The sequence below is a fragment of the Actinomycetota bacterium genome (genome assembly GCA_035540895.1).
Lineage (GTDB): Bacteria > Actinomycetota > JAICYB01 > JAICYB01 > JAICYB01 > DATLFR01.
Window position 1 is genome coordinate 1 of the sequence record DATLFR010000027.1, and the last position, 2,924, is coordinate 2,924.

Consider the following 2,924-nt stretch of genomic DNA (forward strand, 5'->3'; position numbering starts at 1 on the left):
CGAGCTCACCTTCGCCACGACGATCCTCTCGCTGAGGTACTCGGACGGCGTGGTGATCGCCGGCGACCGGCGCGCCACCGCCGGCTACACGATCGAGCACCGCGACATCGAGAAGGTGTTCCCGACCGACTCCCACTCGGCCGCCGCGATCTCGGGGGTGGCCGGGCCTTCCATGGAGATGGTCCGGCTCTTCCAGACCGAGCTCGAGTACTACGAGAAGGTCGAAGGGGAGCCGCTCTCGCTCACCGGCCGGGCCAACCATCTCGGCCGCCTCATAAGGGCCAACCTCCCGGCCGCGATGCAGGGTTTCGTCGTCCTGCCGCTCTACGCCGGGTTCGACCTGCGCACCGGTCAGGGCCGCATCTTCCGCTACGACGTCACGGGGGGCCTGTACGAGGAGACCGACTTCCACGCGACCGGATCGGGGGGCAAGGACGCCCGTAACACCCTGAAGCGCCTGTTCCGGTCGGCCGAGGAGATCGACCGCGACGGGGCGGTCCGGATAGCGCTAGAGGCCCTGGCTGACGCGGCCGAGGAGGACGTCGGCACGGCGGGTCCAGACCCCGTCCACTCCATCTACCCGACCGTCTTCGTGATCGACGCCGACGGGGTGCGGGAGGTCCCGCAGTCGGAGGTGGAGACGATCGCGCAGGCCGTCCTCGACGAGCGTCGGGAGGCGTTCCGGCGCCGGGCGGGGACGACCCGGCCCGTCCAGGGCGAGCACGAGGGAGGGAACACCTGATGCCGGTCCCGTTCATGTACGCCTCCCCCGAGCAGGTGATGAAGGACAAGGCCGACTACGCGCGCAAGGGCATCGCGCGCGGCAAGGCCATCGTCGCCCTCGAGTACGCGGACGGGATCCTGTTCCTGGCCGAGAACCCGTCCGCGACCCTGCACAAGGTCTCCGAGATCTACGACCGGCTCGCGTTCGCGGGTGTTGGGAAGTACAACGAGTACGAGAACCTGCGCATCGCCGGGATCCGGCAGGCCGACCTGAAGGGCTACGCGTACTCGCGGGACGACGTCACGGCCCGGGCGCTCGCGAACATGTACAGCCAGGTACTCGGACAGATCTTCACGGAGGCGGTGAAGCCCTTCGAGGTCGAGATCCTCCTGGCGCAGGTGGGGGCCGACGGACAGCCGAACGAGCTGTACCACGTGATGTACGACGGGACGATGACCGACGAGGAGGGGTTCGTCGCCCTGGGAGGACAGAGCGACGACCTGGCCCGCTGGCTGAAGGACAACTACCGTCCGGACAGCGACCTCGAGTCGGCGATACGCACCGGCATCGGCGCTCTCACCTCCGGCGGGTCCCGCGAGCTCCCGGCCGCCCAGATCGAGGCGGCCGTCCTCGACCGGACCCTCGGCCGCCGCAAGTTCAAGCGCCTCTCGGACGAGACGATCGCCGCCGCGCAGGGAGCCTAGTCTCCCGATGCGTGTTCGCGGTGAGGCCGTGCCCTCGCCCGTAGACTGGCCGCGTGGATAAGCGCATATTCGGGCTGGAGTCTGAGTACGGAGTCACCTGCACGTTCCGGGGGCAGCGCAGGCTCTCGCCCGACGAGGTAGCCCGGTACCTGTTCCGGCGGGTGGTGCAGTGGGGGCGGTCCTCCAACGTCTTCCTCGAGAACGGCGCCCGCCTCTACCTCGACGTCGGCTCCCACCCCGAGTACGCGACGCCTGAGTGCGACTCCGTCCCCGACCTGATCGCCCACGACAAGGCGGGGGAGCGGATCCTCGAGAACCTGCTCGTCTCGGCCCAGAAGCGACTCGCCGACGAGGGGATCGCGGGTGACGTGTACCTGTTCAAGAACAACACCGACTCGGCGGGCAACTCCTACGGTTGCCACGAGAACTACCTCGTCTCCCGGTACGGGGAGTTCCAACGGTTCGCCGACGTGTTGATCCCCTACCTCGTCACCCGGCAGTGCTTCGCGGGAGCGGGGAAGGTCCTGCACACCTCGCGTGGCGCCCTCTACTGCCTCTCGCAGCGCGCGGAGCACATCTGGGAGGGGGTCTCGTCGGCCACCACCCGGTCCCGGCCGATCATCAACACCCGCGACGAGCCGCACGCGGACGCCGAGAAGTACAGGCGGCTGCACGTCATCGTCGGCGACTCGAACATGAGTGAGGTGGCGTCCTTCCTCAAGGTGGGCACCACAGCCATCCTGCTGCGGATGGTGGAGGACAACGTTGTGTTCAGGGACATGTCCTTCGAGAACCCGATCCGCGCCATCCGCGAGATCTCCCACGACGCGACCTGCCGACGCAAGGTGCGGCTGGCGAACGGCCGGGAGCTGACTGCGGTCCAGGTGCAGTGGGAGTACCTGGAGCGCGCCCAGCGGTACGCCGAGCGGCGCGACCTGACCGACCCCCTGAAGACGGCGTTGAAGCTGTGGGAGGAGGTCCTGACCGGCCTGGAGACCGACCCCATGTCGCTCGACCGCGAGCTCGACTGGGTCATGAAGTACAAGCTGATCTCCGCCTACCGGGAGCGACACGGGCTCCCGCTCGGACACCCCCGGGTCGCGTTGCTCGACCTCGCGTACCACGACGTCCACCGGGAGCGGGGCCTCTACTACCTGCTCGAGCGGTCCGGACGCGCCGAGCGGATGGTGACCGAGGAGCAGGTCCAGATCGCGATGTCCGACCCGCCCGAGACCACGCGGGCCCGGCTCCGCGCGGCGTTCATCAAGGCGGCGAAGGCGCGTCGTCGAGACTTCACGGTCGACTGGGTGCACCTCAAGCTCAACGACCAGGCGCAACGGACGGTCCTGTGCAAGGACCCCTTCAAGGCGACGGACGACCGGGTGGACCGTCTGATCGCCTCGATGTAGCGTTGCCGACCTTCCGGACCGGCGTCGTCTCCCGCGTGGCCGCCACCCATGAGGACGGCGTCCAGGAGCTCGAGGTGACCGTAGGGG

Annotated in this window: 3 protein-coding genes; all 3 read left to right on the plus strand. The window is 68.6% G+C overall.

The window, feature by feature from the left end; genetic code table 11:
• Nucleotides 1-742 (plus strand): proteasome subunit beta (gene prcB, locus VM840_01750; protein HVL80299.1); only part of this gene is annotated, 742 nt, incomplete at its 5' end.
• The gene (prcA, locus tag VM840_01755) at nt 742-1,428 is read left to right on the plus strand and encodes a proteasome subunit alpha (GenBank protein ID HVL80300.1); all 687 of its coding nucleotides are present in this window, start codon (nt 742-744) and stop codon (nt 1,426-1,428) included. The genes prcB and prcA, both read left to right, overlap by 1 nt.
• Before the next feature lie 53 nt (nt 1,429-1,481).
• A complete protein-coding gene (gene pafA, locus VM840_01760) occupies nt 1,482-2,837 on the plus strand; it encodes a Pup--protein ligase (protein HVL80301.1) in 1,356 nt (451 codons plus the stop codon).
• Nucleotides 2,838-2,924 lie beyond the last annotated feature (87 nt).